Source organism: Pannonibacter sp. SL95, from assembly GCF_026672425.1.
In the GTDB taxonomy this organism is placed as follows: domain Bacteria; phylum Pseudomonadota; class Alphaproteobacteria; order Rhizobiales; family Stappiaceae; genus Pannonibacter.
In genome coordinates this window covers 279,601-296,602 of sequence record NZ_JAPPRC010000003.1, presented here as the reverse complement: position 1 = coordinate 296,602, position 17,002 = coordinate 279,601, and the positions used below count along the sequence as shown (strand labels likewise).

16 protein-coding genes and 1 tRNA gene are annotated in these 17,002 nt (G+C 63.2%); 5 read left to right on the top strand and 12 right to left on the bottom strand.

What is annotated here, in order from left to right; translation table 11 throughout:
- Positions 1-125 precede the first annotated feature (125 nt).
- The 4 genes from OVA12_RS01955 to cpdR all read right to left on the bottom strand — a co-directional run bounded on the left by OVA12_RS01955 (position 126) and on the right by cpdR (position 1,706).
- Entirely contained in the window at positions 126-767 is a 642-nt protein-coding gene (locus OVA12_RS01955) for a tetratricopeptide repeat protein (RefSeq protein WP_268133990.1), read from the bottom strand.
- A gap of 82 nt (positions 768-849) precedes the next feature.
- Positions 850-975 carry a type B 50S ribosomal protein L36 gene (gene ykgO, locus OVA12_RS01950; protein ID WP_106751477.1) on the bottom strand — a complete coding sequence of 42 codons (126 nt, stop codon included), beginning with the start codon at positions 973-975 and terminating at the stop codon, positions 850-852.
- 161 nt (positions 976-1,136) lie between these two features.
- Positions 1,137-1,211 (bottom strand) — tRNA-Val (locus OVA12_RS01945).
- 135 nt (positions 1,212-1,346) lie between these two features.
- On the bottom strand, positions 1,347-1,706 hold the full coding sequence (gene cpdR, locus OVA12_RS01940; RefSeq protein ID WP_019964837.1) for a cell cycle two-component system response regulator CpdR: 360 nt from the start codon (positions 1,704-1,706) through the stop codon (positions 1,347-1,349).
- A 216-nt stretch (positions 1,707-1,922) separates the two neighbouring features.
- Between cpdR and OVA12_RS01935 the strand changes: the two genes are divergently transcribed.
- Both OVA12_RS01935 and hisN read left to right on the top strand, forming a co-directional pair.
- A complete protein-coding gene (locus tag OVA12_RS01935) occupies positions 1,923-2,813 on the top strand; it encodes an N-formylglutamate amidohydrolase (protein WP_268133984.1) in 891 nt (296 codons plus the stop codon).
- A gap of 341 nt (positions 2,814-3,154) precedes the next feature.
- A complete protein-coding gene (hisN, locus tag OVA12_RS01930) occupies positions 3,155-3,964 on the top strand; it encodes a histidinol-phosphatase (RefSeq protein WP_268133982.1) in 810 nt (269 codons plus the stop codon).
- Positions 3,965-3,985: 21 nt separating this feature from the next.
- Here the strand turns inward: hisN and OVA12_RS01925 are convergent, their stop codons facing one another.
- Both OVA12_RS01925 and OVA12_RS01920 read right to left on the bottom strand, forming a co-directional pair.
- Positions 3,986-4,924, bottom strand: coding sequence for an alpha/beta hydrolase (locus OVA12_RS01925; RefSeq protein WP_268133980.1), 939 nt, complete (start codon positions 4,922-4,924; stop codon positions 3,986-3,988).
- A 65-nt stretch (positions 4,925-4,989) separates the two neighbouring features.
- The gene (locus tag OVA12_RS01920) at positions 4,990-5,406 is read right to left on the bottom strand and encodes a hypothetical protein (protein WP_268133979.1); all 417 of its coding nucleotides are present in this window, start codon (positions 5,404-5,406) and stop codon (positions 4,990-4,992) included.
- Positions 5,407-5,678: 272 nt separating this feature from the next.
- Between OVA12_RS01920 and OVA12_RS01915 the strand changes: the two genes are divergently transcribed.
- Complete coding sequence (locus OVA12_RS01915; RefSeq protein WP_268133978.1) at positions 5,679-6,125, top strand: Hsp20 family protein; 447 nt, start codon at positions 5,679-5,681, stop codon at positions 6,123-6,125.
- Positions 6,126-6,245: 120 nt separating this feature from the next.
- Here the strand turns inward: OVA12_RS01915 and OVA12_RS01910 are convergent, their stop codons facing one another.
- The 6 genes from OVA12_RS01910 to OVA12_RS01885 all read right to left on the bottom strand — a co-directional run bounded on the left by OVA12_RS01910 (position 6,246) and on the right by OVA12_RS01885 (position 10,255).
- A complete protein-coding gene (locus OVA12_RS01910; RefSeq protein ID WP_268133977.1) occupies positions 6,246-7,280 on the bottom strand; it encodes a threonine aldolase family protein in 1,035 nt (344 codons plus the stop codon).
- 39 nt (positions 7,281-7,319) lie between these two features.
- Positions 7,320-7,904 (bottom strand): DoxX family protein, encoded by a 585-nt coding sequence (locus OVA12_RS01905; protein ID WP_268133975.1) that lies wholly within the window; start codon positions 7,902-7,904, stop codon positions 7,320-7,322.
- Between the two features lie 32 nt (positions 7,905-7,936).
- Positions 7,937-8,722 carry an HvfC/BufC N-terminal domain-containing protein gene (locus tag OVA12_RS01900; RefSeq protein WP_268133973.1) on the bottom strand — a complete coding sequence of 262 codons (786 nt, stop codon included), beginning with the start codon at positions 8,720-8,722 and terminating at the stop codon, positions 7,937-7,939.
- Positions 8,715-9,602, bottom strand: coding sequence for an MNIO family bufferin maturase (gene bufB, locus OVA12_RS01895; protein WP_268133971.1), 888 nt, complete (start codon positions 9,600-9,602; stop codon positions 8,715-8,717). The genes OVA12_RS01900 and bufB overlap by 8 nt, the downstream gene beginning before the upstream one ends.
- Before the next feature lie 90 nt (positions 9,603-9,692).
- Entirely contained in the window at positions 9,693-9,989 is a 297-nt protein-coding gene (locus OVA12_RS01890) for a BufA1 family periplasmic bufferin-type metallophore (protein WP_268133969.1), read from the bottom strand.
- 35 nt (positions 9,990-10,024) lie between these two features.
- On the bottom strand, positions 10,025-10,255 hold the full coding sequence (locus OVA12_RS01885) for a hypothetical protein (RefSeq protein WP_268133967.1): 231 nt from the start codon (positions 10,253-10,255) through the stop codon (positions 10,025-10,027).
- Between the two features lie 384 nt (positions 10,256-10,639).
- Between OVA12_RS01885 and gltB the strand changes: the two genes are divergently transcribed.
- Positions 10,640-15,376, top strand: a complete 4,737-nt coding sequence (gene gltB, locus OVA12_RS01880; protein ID WP_268133965.1) for a glutamate synthase large subunit — start codon at positions 10,640-10,642, stop codon at positions 15,374-15,376.
- A gap of 118 nt (positions 15,377-15,494) precedes the next feature.
- Positions 15,495-16,925 (top strand): glutamate synthase subunit beta, encoded by a 1,431-nt coding sequence (locus OVA12_RS01875; RefSeq protein WP_268133963.1) that lies wholly within the window; start codon positions 15,495-15,497, stop codon positions 16,923-16,925.
- Positions 16,926-17,002 lie beyond the last annotated feature (77 nt).

Sequence of the window (17,002 nt, the reverse complement as noted above, 5' to 3'; positions counted from 1 at the left end):
CGTGCGCTGCACCTGTTCTGTTACGCAGGAAGGGCTGCGAGGGTTCATCAGGAGCAGCCGGAAAATGACGGCACGTCCGCGCGGGCATGGCGAGAGACGGTTCAGGCTGGTGATGATTTCCGCTGTCAGGTCGGCTTCCCAGCCAGCTCTGTCTCGAGCTGTTCGACAGCCTTCTTTGCCGTGTCCAGCATCGGATAGACATCGAGCACAGCCTTGAACGTCGCCAACGCCCGCTTTTCCTGATCCAGCTGCCGCTGAATGATGCCAAGACCTGACAGAGCGCCCCAATGGCGCGGTTCAAGCGCCAGCACGCGCTCGATGTCCGCCAGCGAGCGGCCGAAGTCCTGACGCATGTAATAGACCGTGGCGCGGCGGTTCCAGCCCTCCGCATAGTCGGGCTTCAGGGTCACGACGGTGTCGAGGAGGTCCAGCGCCAGGGGATAGTTTTCCCCCTTCAAGGCGATCGCAGCGCGCTCCATCAGCAGGTCAACGGTGTCGCTGCCGGATTTCAGCCAGATGAGCTGGATCCGCCGCGCGATCCGCTTGGCCTCGTCCTCGCCGCTCGCCGCGGCAAGTTGCCGGTACAGGGTCTCGATCTGGGGTTCTTCGGCAGCGCGCGTCTTCGGCTCATCTGGAGCCGGCGCTTCGGGCAATGTGCCGAGGTCCTCGGCCTTGGGCTCGTCAGAGCCGGGCGGGACAGGCTGCGCCTCGCCGCCCACGGGCAGCAGGGACAGGCAAAAGAGGGTCAGAAACAAGAAAAGCCGCATGAGCCAAGTATCCTCAGCTTCACGCGGCGGTCAATCCTTGAAAGCAACAAGGCGGCTCACGAAACCGGGAGCCATCCCCAGCTCAGCCCTGGCGGGCCTTGTAGCGCGGGTTCTTCTTGTTGATGATGTAGACGCGGCCCTTGCGGCGAACCATGCGGTTTTCCCGGTGACGAGCCATCAGCGCCTTGAGCGAGTTCTTGATTTTCATCGTTCTGTCCCCGGAAGGGCCCTGCTGTTCTACTCAAAAGAAACGGGCGCTTAAGCGCCCGCATGGACTGGCGGTGGGATTTCCCCCGGCGCAAACCTTGCGCCATGAAGTCCTCCCGCTACCCGCTTCGGGGAAAGCTTTCGCTTTCCCGTCCGCAAGAATGGTGGGCGTGACAGGGATTGAACCTGTGACCCCTACGATGTCAACGTAGTGCTCTCCCGCTGAGCTACACGCCCGAAAACTTCGGAACCAAGCGCCTGAAGCGCTGCGGTGGAGGTGCGTATAACGGGTATCCGGGGACTGCGCAAGAGGCGTTTTTTCGAACCCGTCAAACTATTCGCAACAGACCCCCTGCCTGTGGAAACTTGCCCTCAGGCCGCCAGCATGCGCTCCACTTCCTGCACAAGGTCCTTGAGATGGAAGGGCTTGGACAGGACCTTGGCGTCTTTCGGCGCGTTGGAATCCGGATTGAGCGCCACGGCAGCGAAGCCCGTGATGAACATGACCTTGAGATCCGGATCGAGTTGCGTTGCCCGGCGGGCAAGCTCAATCCCGTCCATCTCCGGCATCACGATGTCGGTCAAAAGCAGCGCGAAGGGCTCTTCGCGCAGCCGCTCGTAAGCGCTCTTGCCGTTGTCGAAGGACACGACATCGTGGCCGGCATTTTCCAGCGCCTTGGCCAGAAAGCGGCGCATGTCATTGTCATCTTCCGCCAAAAGAATTCGCGACATGTGGGACAACCGTCAAACTCCGAATGATCGTTGACCATCCGTGCGGATGGCCGTTTCACTGCATTTTAGTGTTTCAGGTCGCCGTAAAGATAGAGTGAAGCGCAAGTTGGGTAACAAAGCCGCCTCAGGTGTGGACAGACTGGCCGATTCATTGGAAAGATATGAGCTTCAACAGTGCGTTGGGGAGAGCGAGGCACGCACACGCGAGGGGGAAGCATGAAGATCGTTACGGATTTCCGCGAGGAACCGCCTTTCGAAATTCTCGCGCCAGCCGAGCAGCGCCTGCCTTTCGTGTTCAACTCCCCACATTCCGGCGCCTCCTATCCACAGAGCTTCCTGGACGCCTCCAGACTGGACAGCCTGGCGATTCGCCGCTCGGAGGATGCGTTCGTCGATGACCTGTTCGCCGGCGTGGTGCCCATGGGTGCGCCGCTGCTGCGTGTCCGTTTCCCCCGCGCCTATCTCGACGTCAATCGCGAGCCCTATGAGCTTGATCCGAAAATGTTCGAGGGGCGGTTGCCGCCCTACGCCAACACCCGATCCCTGCGGGTTGCCGGCGGCCTTGGAACCATCGCCCGCATTGTCAGCGAATCTCAGGAAATCTACGCGCACCGGCTGACGGTCGACGAGGCGATGGAGCGGATCGAGACGCTCTACAAACCCTATCACAACACCCTGCGCCGCCTGCTGGCACAGACGCATGTGCGCTTCGGCTTTGCGGTGCTGATCGACTGCCACTCCATGCCCTCCAGCGTCAGATGCCAGACCACGGGCAACCGGCCTGATTTCATCCTGGGTGATCGCTACGGCACCAGCTGCCCGGTCGAACTGACGGATCTGGCCGCATCCTTGCTGAAGGCAAAGGGCTACACCGTCAGCCGCAACAAGCCCTACGCAGGCGGGTTCATCACGGAGCACTACGGCCGGCCTGCCAAGGGCCTGCACGCGCTGCAGCTTGAGATCAATCGCGGTCTCTACATGGACGAACGGCTGCATCAGCCGACAGTCGGGATGGACAGGCTGGCGCTTGATCTGATGGAAGTCCTGCAGGACCTTACCAGCATGCCGGACGCCCCCTTGCTTCCCCTGCGCATGGCCGCAGAGTAAGAATCCCCCTCTCGCATCTGCACAACGACAGAGCCCAGACGCGGCATAAAAAAAGGGCCGCTCAAAACGAGGCGGCCCGAGTCTAGGGAGGAAACGCCCAAGGAGGGCGGCGGCTACAACGAAGGATCGCTGTATCGCGCCGCAATAAGTTCGCACCGCACTGCACAAACGTCAAGACCTACGGCAGATTGCGTAGGCTTTGCCTTTGACGCCAAAGGAAGCAAAAGGGTAAACAGAGAATCGGCGGGCATTTTATTAGTGTGCTGAAATAAATAGGATTCCTGCCGCCGAACCCTCATAGATCCGCCGACTGACTGTCGCGCAGCCTTAGGTCATGCATTATGCGCAATACTGATATGCAGATCGAGCATACCCTGTATCCCTTCCTCGAGCGGCTGGCGGCGGCATCCGGGCAGGCAATCCTGCCTCACTTCCGGACCAACGGTGCCATCGACAACAAGCTCGATGGCGGATTTGACCCCGTGACGGCAGGTGACCGCGCCGGCGAAGCGGCGATGCGCGCCTTGATCAACGCAGAGCATCCCGATCACGGCATCCTTGGCGAGGAATATGGCCTTGAGCGCGCCGATGCAGAACACGTCTGGGTTCTCGATCCGATCGATGGCACCCGCTCCTTCATCACCGGCCTGCCGACCTGGGGAACGTTGATCGGCCTGAAATCAGGCAACCAGCCGAGCCTCGGCATGATGGCGCAGCCCTATGTCAACGAGGCCTATGCTGGCGACGGCAAGAGCGCGTGGTACAGCGGCCCACTGGGCACGCGCCAGCTGCGCACCCGGCCTTGCGCGTCACTGGCCGACGCAGTGCTGTTCACCACCACCCCTCGCATCCTGAAGCCGCTGGAGCTGGCTGCCTATGACCGCATCGAAGCCCAGACCAGGCTCGCGCGCTACGGCACCGACTGCTACGCCTATTGCATGGTCGCGGCCGGGTTTGCCGATCTCGTGATCGAAAGCGGGTTGCAGGCTTATGACATCGTCGCCCTGATCCCGATCATCGAAGGTGCGGGCGGTGTCGTGACCAGCTGGACGGGTGGATCGGCAACCGATGGCGGTCGCGTTGTTGCCAGCGGCGATCCACGCCTGCACGAGATCGTGCTCCGGCAGCTGTCGGCGGTGCCGGCGAACTGACGGGACGCTGCGATCCGCTGATCAATCGCTGCCGGGAATGAAGGCGTCGAATGCGGCCCAGAACTGGTCGCGGTAGACGTCCGCTTCCATCAGGATTTCATGGCGCGCGCCGGGAACGACCACGAACCCGGCGGCGACCATCCGGGTGGCAAGCTCTTCCGAGGCCCGCGTTGAAACGATCCGGTCGGCGCCCGACGCAATCATCAGCATCGGCAGGTGAACCGAGGGGCCAAAGTCGATCTCACGGAACGACAGGAGCGTGTCTCCGGCGGCGGCGAGCCAGGCGTTGGTTGGCGACCCAACTCCAAGTTCAGGTCTCCGGTTGACCACCGCATTCATCCGCAGGAAGCGCGTCTGGTCGCTTGTCTGGCGATTGTCGGCATAGTCGGGGGTGAGCAAGGCATTGCCGCCGGGGATGAACATCCGGCCAAGCCCGAGCCGGCACAGCCAGCGTGCGGCCTGGAACGCCAGCATTTCTCGCCACCCGGTATCCAGAAGACCGATCAGCGGCGACGACAGCACGGCGCGCGAAAACCGCGTCCTGAGCCTTGCCGTGTCCGACAGCAGCACCGCGCCGCCGGTGGAATGTGCCAGCGCGAAATGCGGGCCGGGACATTCGGCCAGGACGATCTGCTTCAGGATCGTATCGAGATCGCGGCGAAATTCCGCAAAGTCTCGAACATGACCGCGCAGCGCATTGCCGCCATGCCGCGACGAACCGCCCTGGCCGCGCCAGTCGAATGTCACCACATGGAACCCGCGGGCCTGCAGCTCGCCGATCACCTCGAAGTATTTTTCAATGAATTCAGCCCGCCCCTGCAACAGGGTGACGGTTCCCTTCAAGGGGCTGCCGGTGGCTGGAAATCTTGCGTAGCGAAGACGCGCCCCATCGGGCGTATCGATCATGCCGGCGACGGCCCCTTGAGGAACCGGATTGCCGGGAACTTCTATCAGCAGCATGGAATCGCCTCCGGCGGACCGGCCCTGTCCTGAGGAATACAGGGCCGGCTTCCGGGGTCAACTGCTTACCAGCGGCGCAGACGTTCGCGCTCAAGAACCTCGCCGGAAAAGGCATCGACAACCAGCTTCACAGGCGCACCGCGCCGACCGGTGGCGATCACGACATAGGTGCGGCCACGGGCATCGCGAACATCAATGTCCTCATAGCCCTGGTGACGCAGGACGCGGCGAACCTCACGTGGGCTGAGACGGTTTTGCTGGTAGTGGCCGTAGTTGGGCTGACCGTAACGGCCGCCACGCTCTCCCCAGCCCGGCTGGCTCCAGCGCGGGTCCGGGTACTGGCCGTTCCAGCCATCCTGAACCTGATAGTAGCCGCCACCATTGGCGAATTCCACGACCAGGCGGCCATCCGCATTGGCGGCAGAGGGTGCGGCGAGGGTGGAGATGGCGAGAGCAACGGCAAGAAGCGAGGACTTGATCATGACACTCTTCCTTTCACATCGACCGGCGGGACGAACCGTGTGCGCCGGTTGTTGAGAGGAAGATGCCGCTTCAGCGTTGAACCAAACCGGAAGGGACTGTTCATGCGGCATTCATGTTGCAGGACAGGCTCATCCCCCTTGAAAGGGAAAAGATCGCAACCCACCTATCTTGAGCGGGCGCCAGTTGGGCCTGCAGAGAAGACCTGTCTTCCGCCAATCCGGGGAAGTGAAAGGTCGGAAAATCAATGTTGCTCAAAAGAGGACATCAGATCATGCGTCATTTTGACTTCAGCCCCCTCTATCGCTCCACCGTCGGCTTCGACAAGTTGCTGTCGATGCTTGACACGATGAACGCCGATACTCCGAGCTACCCGCCCTACAACATCGAGCGCACCGGCGAGAACGCCTATCGCATCACCATGGCCGTGGCCGGGTTTGGCGAAAAAGAACTCTCGCTTGAAGCCAAGGAACACGTGCTGACCGTGAAGGGCGAGAAGCAGGCAGACGAGGGCACCGGCGAAGTGCTCTATCGCGGCATCGCATCACGCGCCTTTGAACGCCGCTTCCAGCTGGCCGAGTATGTGCGCGTCAACGGTGCACATCTGGAGAACGGCCTTCTGCATATCGATCTCGTGCGCGAGATCCCGGAAGCCATGAAGCCGCGCAAGATCGAGATCGCGGCTGGGCAGACCAGGCAGATCGAGGCCAACACCCACTGACTTCCCGCTGACGTTCCCTCCCCTCCCGTCAGCAAAAAAAGCGCCCGGTCATTTTGGCCGGGCGCTTTGTTTTTCAATGACTTCGGATCTCGGCACCGGGCGCGGCAGCGGACCTGCTACTCAACCGGCTGCGACCTCGACAAAGCGGGCGACGTCGGCGGGATCGGTGGCGAAGGAGGTGACGAGGCGGACAGCCGAATGGTCCTGTTCCACGCCGTCTGCCGGCCATTCGTAGAAGAGCGCGCCGGCAGCGCGCAAGGCTGCGATGGTCTTGTGCGGCAGGACAGGAAACACCTCGTTCGCCTCAACTGGCCAGACCAGCCGGTGCCCCTTGGCAACAAGTCCTTCGCCCAGCTGCCGCGCCATGGAATTGGCATGGGAGGCATTGGCAAGCCAGTGGCCCTCTGCAAGGTAGCCTTCAAACTGGGCAGCGGCAAAACGGCTCTTGGAGAACAGGTGGCCGGCCCGCTTGCGCAGGTAGGCAAACTGCAACGCGTTGTCCGGATTGAAGAAAATGACCGCTTCCGCGCACCAGCAGCCGTTTTTGGTCGCCCCGAAGGACAGAACATCCACACCGGCTTTCCAGGTCACTTCGGCCGGGCTCAGACCCAGAAAGGCAACTGCGTTGGCAAAGCGCGCGCCATCCATATGCAGCGGTATGCCCCTGGCGTGGGCCGCCGCTGCGAGCGCACGGATTTCATCGGGGCGATAGACGGTGCCGCATTCGGTGGCCTGCGAGATCGAGACGGCGCTCACCTGACCATGCATCGGATTGCCGTCCGGATGCTCGCCCATCAGCCGGATCAGGTCGTCCGGGCTGATCTTGCCGTTTGCCCCGGGCAATCCGCGCAGCTTGCCGCCGCCGGTGAAAAACTCGGGTGCGCCGCATTCATCGACCTGGATATGGGCCGACTGGTGGCTGAAGATGACCCCGCCCGGACGGGCATAGGCCGACAGGGCAAGGGCGTTGGCAGCCGTACCGGTCGCGACGAAGAAAACAGCGACATCCCGTTCAAATATATCGGAAAATCGCCGCGTCACCGCGTCGGTCAGAGGGTCGTTGCCATAGGCGGGAACGAAGCCTGAGGCGTGCCGCGTCAGGGCTTCGGAGACCGGAGCGCTGGCTCCGGCCCAATTGTCGCTTGAAAAGATCATGCCTCTTTAAAGCAGCCCCTTGCCGGCGCCGCAAGCGGCTCAGTAATAGCGCGCGCGGCGGGCGTAGAGCTTGCCCAGCACCCAGTCGAGCGAGATCTTGCCCGGACCGTTAAGCACCAGAACAGTCAGGAGAAAACACCACAGCAGCCGCTGGTCGGAGATCATCGCCGAGGGATTGCCGTCGAACAGGGCACCGATGGCGGTGGCGTCAGCGCCGAGGCCGTTGATGTCGACATAGCTCATGACGACAATGAAGCCGATCATGCCAAGGCTGGCAAAGCGGGTAAAAAGACCGAGAACGACCATCGCCGGCAGCACGAATTCGGCCCAGGTCCCTGCAATAACAATGACATGGTAGGGGAAGAACGGAATTTGCGTCTGGTCGTAGCTCACCGCCTGCATCATCTGCGGCAGGATCTGCGCGAAGGCGCCGGTGGAGGGGGTGAGGAAGCCAAGAGGGCCGGAACTGATCTTGGTCAGCGCCGAATTCCAGAAATACATCAACAGGATACCAGCGAAGGCAAAGCGGGCGAAGGCACCGATGAACCAGCCGCGGGTCAGCTGCTCCAGCGCGCTGAAGACGGCGACATACAGTCGAACAAAGAAATCAATCACGGCAGACATTTTCGTTTCCCCCATCCCGTTGCGCGGAAAATTCAGGCCGCGCGCCCATCAAGACCGCCGAAGATGCCGGCGGCGAGCAGGACCGAAAGTCCTTGCGAAAAATCGAAGGCCGGATCCGCTTCAAATGCCTGTTCTGCTGCATTTCCAAGGGCTTGCCCATCCAGAAGTGCAGCCGCCAGCGCGGCGGTTCCAGCCGGAATCACGCGAAACATCACATCGATGTCCGGGCGAGAGAAAAGCACGGTCTGGCTTTCCGAAAGATCAACAGAACCAGAGGCTTCCGGCTCGAAGCGGTTGGCAATGACAAGATCGAAGACAGGGAAAGCGGAAACCAGGACGCTGGCAGCGGGATGGGCCGTCAGGATCGTGCCCGCCAGCGCCTCGGGCGGTACGGCGGCGAGGTCTGCGGCAGCCAGTACGGGCGCATCGGCAGCATGATAGCTCTGCAGCCAGGCCCATTCGAAGCGGGCGACATCAGCCAGATAAGGATAGGCAGCCAGAGGAGCGAATGTCGCGACAAACTCCGACAATTCAGCGCCATAGCGCGACAAGATCGGAGACTGTGGCGGATGCGCGTTGATGTAGAGCCGGGCAAGCGCTGAAAAATACTCCTCGCCGAGGAGCGCCGTCACCGCCGGATAGGTTGCCTTCAGGCTTTCGGTGAGACTGACGACCACATTGTTGCGGTAGACGGCAAAGCGCTTGCCGGCCGGACGACCATCCCGCCCGACCACGCCCTCCGGGACCGGCAGGTCGGGTGCGAGCAGCGCGGCGGCGAAAGCCTTGCGCCCCGGGACAGGAGACGGATGGTCAACCATGCGCGCGGCGAAGCTCCCGGCTGGCGGCGCCCGAGAGGATGCGGTCGGCCGACCGGGCTTCATCCAGAAGAACCGGCCAGGCCGGAACGTCATTGTCCCATTCGATCAGGGTCGGCAGCGGACCAACCCTGTTGGCGACGAGCGCAAAGAGGCGCCAGACTTCCTGGTCGACGGCCCGGTCGTGGGCATCGATCAGAAGCGGCAGGCCGTCATCGTCGATGTCGGGCGCATGGCCGCCGAGATGGATTTCCTGAACTTGGTCCAGCGGAAACTCGGAGAGATAAGTCTCGGCCGACCAGCCGTGATTGGTCGCCGAGACATGGACGTTGTTGACGTCAAGCAGCAGGCCGCAACCCGTGCGCTGGACGATTTCCCGCAGGAAGGCGGTTTCGGACAGCGTGCTTTCGGCAAAGGCGACATAGGTGGAAGGATTTTCCAGCAGCATCTGCCGGCCCATCGCGTCCTGAACCTGATTGATGTGGGACACGACATGCGCCAGCGTGGCCTCCGTGTAGGGCAGCGGCAGCAGGTCGTTGTAATAGGTGGTGTCGTGGGTCGACCAGGCCAGGTGCTCGGAGAAGAGACCCGGCTCATAGCGGTCGGCAACCTTGCGCAGGCGGGTCAGATGATCCCGGTCCAGCGGTCCGGCCCCACCGATCGACAGGCCAACCCCGTGTAGCGACAGGGGATAGTCGCGGCGGATGGTCTCCAGATGGCGATGCGGCGCACCGCCCACTTCCATGTAATTTTCGGCGTGGATCTCGAAAAACCCGATGTCCGGCCTGTTCGCCAGGATTTCCGGCACGTGCTCGCCCTTGAGGCCGACACCGGCGCGCTGAGGCAAGGCGGCGTCAATTCGAGACGGGAACGCGGCAGTCATGGCATTGTCCGGGGTGCGGGAACGGAAAAATCCAGTCAAATGAATGCGGCTGGCAGGAGGTTCATTCCGGCCAGCCGCGAAGCTGTGAAATCAGGACTTCGGCAGATCGCGGGTCAGCGGCTCCAACGAGCCCATGCGGCCATCCGGAACGCTCATGGACACGCAAGTGCCTTTCGGGACGAGCGTCCAGGCATTGCCCTGATAGTCGACGGTGGAAGACCCGGCGCAGGTCGTGCCCGGACCAGCCTTGCAGTCATTCTTGCCGGCGAGCGACACGCCGTAGCACTTTTCCTTGGCATCCTGGGCAACGGCGGCAGTCGAAAGGCCCGAGACGGCGGTGGCAACCGCACCTGCAACAAATGCTGCGGAAAGGATCATCTTGCTCATATGGATCTCCCAGAAAGGATCTGACTGACAGGCGTTCATTGCACCTGGCGCAGTTCCAGAGTGGCCGGACGGCCAATCAATAGGAAATCAAACGCCTGTGACAAACTGACCACCGTCAGCCCAACACTAATTGAACGAGAAGTGTGAAATTTTCTTTCCCTATGAGCGCGGAAGTGAAGCGAAAAATCAAAATCCGCTCGATGGGCGAAACAAACAGGATTTTCGACCCCAGAAACGGTCTTGCTCACCCGGTTGAAATCTGGCATGTTCGCGCGGCTTGGAAATAGGGCAGGAATGCTGTCCCTTTTCAAGGCAGAGGGGAAGACCTGAGGAGCCGTGGGCGAACCGCGGCAAGGCGCTGGAAAACCGGAACGGCACCACCGGCCGGCGCAGAAGAAACAGGGTCCCCGCCCGACTGGCCATGCCACGGGCGCGCCGCACGGCCGCACCGGCAGAAGTCAGGCGGAAACAGCCTGGCGGACATCCGCCACAGCGCGACGATTCGCTTTCGACGAGCGACGCGTTAAATTAAGACAGAGCCGCGGCAGAGGCTGAGGGGGGTCGCATGCGCCTGGTCCAGGGTGGACGGACGCGCGTGCTCATTTTCCCGACGTCACGCGGCGCCACTGCCAACACAGTGAGGGCGCATAATGATGAAGAGTGAGCTGACGGCGAGCACAGCCATGGTCATGGTCGAGCGCGAGGCGGGTGTGAAAACCCAGACCGCGACTACCATCACCACGCGTCTGCGCGAGGCGGCAGACAAAGGGCTCTACAATCCTTCTCGCGAACACGACGCCTGCGGCGTCGGCTTCATTGCGCATCTCAAAGGCCAGAAATCGCACAAGGTCGTGCAGGATGGCCTGAACATTCTTGAAAACCTGACCCACCGCGGCGCGGTTGGCGCTGACCCGCTGATGGGCGACGGCGCCGGCATGCTGGTGCAGATCCCGCATGCCTTCTTTGCTGCCGAACTGGCCGCTCAGGGCGTGACCCTGCCAGAGCCCGGCAAGTATGGCGTCGGTTTCCTGTTCATGCCGCAGGACGCGGCCCTTCGCGCGAAGTGCGAGGAGATCGTCGAACGCGTCGTTGCTGCAGAGGGCCAGCAGGTCATCGGCTGGCGCGACGTGCCGGTCGACAACTCCTCGCTGTCGAAGGCACCGGACATTGCCGCGACCGAGCCGGTTTCGCGCCAGGTGTTCATTGCTGCCGCTGCCGGCACCGACCAGACGACCTTCGAGCGTCGCCTCTTCGTGCTGCGCAAGGTGATCTCGAACACCGTGCGCGCAGAAAGCGACGCGGTGAAGCACGGCTTCTATGTGGTCTCCATGTCGAGCCGCACCGTCGTCTACAAGGGCATGTTCCTGGCCTACCAGCTGGGCGCCTACTACAAGGACCTGAAGGACGAGCGTTTCACCTCGGCCCTGGCCCTCGTGCACCAGCGGTTCTCGACCAACACGTTCCCGTCCTGGGATCTGGCGCATCCGTACCGCATGGTCGCGCACAACGGCGAGATCAACACGCTGCGCGGCAACGTCAACTGGATGGCGGCCCGTCAGGCGTCGGTTTCCTCGCCGCAGTTCGGCGACGACATCACCAAGCTGTGGCCGATTTCCTATGAAGGCCAGTCGGACACTGCCTGCTTCGACAACGCGCTCGAGTTCCTCGTCATGGGCGGCTATTCGCTGGCCCACGCCGCGATGATGCTGATCCCGGAAGCCTGGGCCGGCAACCCGCTGATGGACGAGAACCGCCGCGCCTTCTACGCCTATCACGCTGCAATCATGGAGCCGTGGGACGGCCCGGCCGCCGTGGCCTTCACGGATGGACGCCAGATCGGCGCGACGCTGGACCGCAACGGCCTGCGTCCGGCCCGCTACATCGTCACCGACGACGACTATGTGATCATGTCGTCGGAAGTCGGCGTGCTGCCGATCCCAGACGAAAAGATCGTCAAGAAGTGGCGCCTGCAGCCGGGCAAGATGCTGCTCATCGACCTGGAAGAAGGCCGCATCGTCTCGGACGACGAGATCAAGCGCCAGCTGTCCACGGCGAACCCTTACAAGGACTGGCTGCACCGGTCGCAGATCGTGCTGGAAGACATGCCGGGCGTGCGTGAGCGCGCCCCTGTCGCCGGCGAGAGCCTGCTCGACCGCCAGCAGGCCTTTGGCTACACCCAGGAAGACATCAAGCTCCTGATGCAGCCGATGGCGACAATCGGCCAGGAAGCCGTTGGCTCGATGGGCACGGATACCCCGATTTCCGCGCTCTCGGACAAGTCCAAGCTGCTCTACACCTACTTCAAGCAGAACTTCGCCCAGGTGACGAACCCGCCGATCGACCCGATCCGCGAGGAACTGGTGATGAGCCTTGTCTCGTTCATCGGTCCGCGTCCGAACCTGTTTGACCTGAAGGGCCTGTCGCACCGCAAGCGTCTGGAAGTCCGCCAGCCGATCCTCACCAACGAGGACCTGGAAAAGATCCGCCGCATTGGCGACATCGCCGACAATCATTTCTCGGCCAAGACGCTCGACATGACCTACATCGCCACCAAGGGCGCTGCAGGCATGGAAGATGCGCTGGAAGAGCTGTGCCAGCGCGCTGAAAAGGCCGTGCGGGACGGATACAACATCATCATCCTGTCTGACCGGATGATCAGCCGGGCCCGCATCGCTATTCCCGCGCTGCTGGCCACTGCCGCCGTGCACCATCACCTGATCCGCAAGGGCCTGCGCACCTCTGTGGGCCTGGTCGTGGAGACCGGCGAAGCGCGCGAGATCCATCATTTCTGCGTGCTCGCCGGCTATGGCGCCGAGGCAATCAACCCTTATCTGGCCTTCGAGACCCTGCTCTCGATGCACCACGAGATGGACTTCCCCGAGGAAGTCGACGCCGATGAAGTGGTTCACCGCTACATCAAGTCGATCGACAAGGGCATTCTCAAGGTCATGTCCAAGATGGGCATCTCGACCTACCAGTCCTATTGCGGCGCGCAGATCTTCGACGCGATCGGCCTGTCATCGGCCTTTGTCGAGAAGTTCTTCTTCGGCACCGCCACGACCATCGAAGGCATCGGCCTGAAGGAAGTGGCGGAAGAAACGGTGATGCGTCACCGCGAGGCCTTCCAGGATGTCGCCATCCTGCGCCGTTCGCTCGAAGTCGGCGGTGAATATGCCTACCGCATCCGTGGCGAGAGCCACATGTGGACGCCGGATTCCATCGCGACGCTGCAGCACGCCGTGCGTGGCAACCTGCCGGACAAGTACCGGGAGTTTGCCGAAATGGCGAACCGGGAGACCGGCCGCTTCTCGATCCGTGGCATGTTCCGCATCAAGGACGCGGCAGAACTCGGCCGCAAGCCGATCCCGCTCGACGAGGTGGAATCGGCCGAGAAGCTGGTGCGCCGCTTCGTGACGGGTGCCATGTCCTTCGGCTCGATCAGCCGCGAGGCGCACACGTCGCTGGCCATCGCGATGAACCAGATCGGCGGCAAGTCGAACACCGGTGAGGGCGGCGAGGAAGCCGAACGCTTCAACCCGCTGCCGGACGGCTCGATGAACCCGCAGCGGTCCGCGATCAAGCAGGTCGCCTCTGGCCGTTTCGGTGTCACCACCGAGTATCTGGTCAATGCCGACATGCTGCAGATCAAGGTGGCGCAGGGTGCCAAGCCCGGCGAAGGCGGCCAGCTGCCCGGCCACAAGGTGGACGCGGTCATCGCCAAGGTGCGTCACTCGACCCCGGGCGTCGGCCTGATCTCGCCCCCGCCGCACCATGACATCTACTCGATCGAAGATCTGGCGCAGCTGATCTACGACCTGAAGAACGTGAACCCGGAAGCCGACATCTCCGTCAAGCTGGTGTCGGAAGTGGGCGTGGGCACGGTGGCCGCCGGCGTTGCCAAGGCACGTGCCGACCACATCACGGTCTCCGGTTATGACGGCGGCACCGGCGCTTCGCCGCTGACCTCGATCAAGCATGCCGGCAGCCCCTGGGAAATCGGCCTGGCCGAAACCCAGCAGACGCTGGTGCTGAACGGCCTGCGCTCCCGCGTGGCGCTGCAGGTTGACGGCGGCCTGAAGACCGGCCGTGACGTGCTGATCGGCGCCCTGCTGGGTGCTGACGAGTTCGGCTTTGCCACCGCACCGCTGATCGCGGCGGGCTGCCTGATGATGCGCAAGTGCCACCTGAACACCTGCCCGGTTGGCATTGCCACCCAGGATCCGGTGCTGCGCAAGCGCTTCAAGGGCACGCCGGAGCATGTGATCAACTACTTCTTCTTCGTCGCCGAAGAACTGCGCGAACTGATGGCCTCGCTTGGCGTTGCCAAGCTGGACGAAATCATCGGCCGCGCCGACTTCCTCGACAAGGACAGTGCGATTGACCACTGGAAGGCTCGCGGGCTCGACTTCGGCCGCATCTTCTACCAGCCGGAAGCCGCACCTGAAGACACCCGCTGGACGATGCGCCAGGAGCATCCGATCGTCGACATCCTCGACCGCCGCCTGATCGCTGCCGCCAAGCCGGCGCTGGACGACAAGGCGCCGACCATCGTGGAAGAGACGATCTGCTCGGTCGACCGTTCGGCCGGCGCGATGCTCTCCGGCGAGATTGCCAAGCGCTATGGCCACAAGGGCCTGCCGGCCGACACGCTGAAGATCAACCTGAAGGGCACTGCCGGCCAGGCCTTCGGCGCGTTCCTGGCACGCGGCATCAAGCTGACCCTGACGGGCGACGCCAACGACTACGTTGGCAAGGGCCTGTCGGGTGGCAAGATCATCGTGCGGCCGTCGGACAAGTCCAAGATCCCGGCGGAAGAGGCGATCATCGTCGGCAACACCGTGCTTTATGGTGCGACCGAGGGCGAGTGCTACTTCCGTGGCGTGGCCGGTGAGCGGTTCGCCGTGCGCAACTCGGGTGCCGTGGCGGTTGTCGAGGGCGTGGGGGACCACGGCTGCGAATACATGACCGGCGGCATTGTCGTGGTCATCGGCCAGACGGGACGCAACTTCGCGGCCGGCATGTCGGGCGGCATCGCCTATGTGCTGGACGAGGACGGCTCGTTCCCCTCGCGCTGCAACCTGGCTATGGTCGACATCGAGCCGGTCAGCGAGGAGGACGACCTCCTGGAGAAGCTGCATCACCACGGCGGCGACCTGGAGCACAAGGGACGCGTGGACGTGACCGGCGACATGACCCGGCACGACGACGAGCGCCTGCGCCAGCTGTTGTCGAACCACGTGGCCTACACCGGTTCGGCCAAGGCCAAGGCGATCCTCGACGCATGGGACGTGTACCGTCCGAAGTTCGTCAAGGTGATGCCGGTCGAGTACCGCCGCGCGCTGCGTGAGATGGAAGAGAAACGGCTGGGCATGGTGGCGGCCGAGTAAGCCGCCCCTTCCCCCGCCCCTCCGGCAAGCCGGCGGGGCGGGTGCCAACGCCAAGCCGCCGCCTCCCGATGATGGTCGAGGCGGCCCGTCACAGACAGGATTTTTCAAGGAGGTTACCTTGGGCAAGGTTACCGGATTTCTCGAGATCGACCGGCAGGACCAGAAGTATCAGCCGGCTTCCGACCGCATTCGCCACTTCCGCGAGTTCACGCTGCCGCTGAACGAAGGGGACGTGGAACGCCAGGCCGCGCGCTGCATGGACTGTGGCATTCCCTATTGCCATGGCCCCGCCGGCTGCCCGGTGCACAACCAGATCCCGGACTGGAACGACCTGGTCTACCAGGGCGACTGGGAACTGGCCGTGCGCAACCTGCATTCGACCAACAACTTCCCGGAATTCACCGGCCGCGTCTGCCCCGCCCCTTGCGAGGAAGCCTGCACGCTGAACCTGGAAGACATGCCGGTCAACATCAAGACCATCGAGCAGGCGCTGGCCGACAAGGGCTGGGCCGAAGGCTGGATCGTTCCTGAACCCTCCGCCACCAAGACCGGCCAGACCGTCGCCATCGTCGGCTCGGGCCCGGCAGGCATGGCCGCAGCACAGCAGCTGGCCCGCGCCGGCCACACGGTGCATGTCTACGAGCGCGAGCCGCGCGCCGGTGGCCTGCTGCGTTACGGCATCCCGGACTTCAAGATGGAGAAGCGGCACATCGACCGCCGCGTCACCCAGATGGAAGCCGAAGGCGTCACCTTCCACTATGGCGTCAACGTCGGCGTCACCGTGACCATGGAAGAGCTGTCCGAGCGCCATGACGCGGTGCTGCTGGCCGCTGGCGCCGAGCGTCCGCGCGATCCGGGCATCGGCAGCATGGACCTTGAAGGCGTGCATTGGGCGATGGACTACCTGGTGCAGCAGAACCGCCGCGTTGGCGGGGAAGACGTGTCGGGTGAAGCGCCGATCTGGGCCGGTGGCAAGCATGTCGTCGTCATCGGCGGCGGTGACACGGCCTCGGACTGCGTCGGCACCGCCTTCCGCCAGGGCGCCCTGTCAGTGACCCAGCTCGACATCCGCCCGATCCCGCCGCTGCGCGAGGACAAGCTGACCGTCTGGCCCTATTGGCCAACCAAGTTCCGCACCTCGTCGTCGCAGGCAGAAGGCGCGGAGCGCGAGTTTGCAGCCGCAACGCTGGGCCTCGTGTCGGAAGACGGCCGCGTTACCGGCGTCAAGTGCGCCCGTGTCGACGAAAAGCGCAAGCCGATCCCGGGCACGGAATTCATCCTGCGTGCCGACCTCGTCATGGCCGCCATCGGCTTTGCGGGCCCGCGCGCCGACACGTTCATCGCGGAAGCCGGCGACAAGCTAGCGCTGGACCCGCGCGGCAACGTCAAGGCCAACACCGAGGACTACAAGACCAGCATCGACAACGTCTTTGCCGCCGGTGACGTGCGCCGTGGCCAGTCGCTGGTGGTCTGGGCGATCCGCGAAGGCCGCCAGGCCGCCCGCGCCATCGACGAGTACCTGACCGGCTCCAGCCTGCTGCCGCGTTGAGGCGCTGAGACAGTGAAATCATGAGGGCGGCCCATTGGCCGCCCTTCGTTTTTTTGCGGACTGCCGGTATTTCATTG